Source organism: Rhizobium sp. BR 362, assembly GCF_036528765.1.
Lineage (GTDB): Bacteria > Pseudomonadota > Alphaproteobacteria > Rhizobiales > Rhizobiaceae > Rhizobium.
Genome location: NZ_JARWGH010000099.1, coordinates 1 through 841 on the forward strand (window position 1 = coordinate 1; position 841 = coordinate 841).

1 pseudogene is annotated in these 841 nt (G+C 59.4%); it reads left to right on the forward strand.

The features are described 5' to 3' along the window. Positions 1-63: 63 nt before the first annotated feature. Positions 64-824: pseudogene (locus tag QDY28_RS30905) on the forward strand (IS5 family transposase). Positions 825-841 lie beyond the last annotated feature (17 nt).

Consider the following 841-nt stretch of genomic DNA (forward strand, 5'->3'; position numbering starts at 1 on the left):
GTGGACTCTTGGGGTTTCCAAGGCTGAGCAAATCAGATTCAAGACTGTCTTTTGGAGGCAGTCATGGGTGTTTTGGATCGTCTGATCCTTCGGGACGAGCAGTGGGAGCGGCTATCGCATCACATCATTGGTGACGAGCGCACGCGGGGTTCGTCGGGCCGCGACAATCGTATGTTCGTCGAAGCGGTGCTTTGGATCGTGCGTACCGGTTCGCCCTGGCGTGATCTGCCGGAAGTGTTTGGCGAGTGGAACAGCGTCTTCCGCCGTTTCAGCCGCTGGAGCCGGAAGGGTATCTGGTGGCGCATGTTCGCCTCGATGTCGGACGATCCGGACTTCGAATACCTGATCGTCGATTCCACCATCRTCCGCGCCCATCAGCACGCTGCCGGCGCAAAAAAGGGGCTGAAGATCAAGCCCTTGGCCGTTCTCGCGGCGGCCTGAGCACCAAGATTCACATGGCTGTTCGTGGTCTCGGCTGCCCGGTCCGCTTCACACTGACCGCAGGCCAGAAGGGCGATGCGCCGCAAGCCGATGCCCTGATCGAGGGCCTACCCGCCGACGTCGTCATGGCCGACACCGCTTATGACAGCGATCGCCTGCKCCATGCCATCGCTGATAAAGGCGCTGTGGCGGTGATCCCCAACAATCCTTCCCGCGCGCAAAAATACCCGCTGGACAAGCACCTCTATGCCCAGCGCCACCTGATCGAATGCTGCTTCTCGAGACTCAAGCAGTTCCGAAGGGTCGCTACACGCTTCGAGAAAACCGCCGAAAACTACCTCGCGGTCGTCACTATCGCAGCAATCGTCCTATGGATCAGATAACTGTCCACACTTCCTAG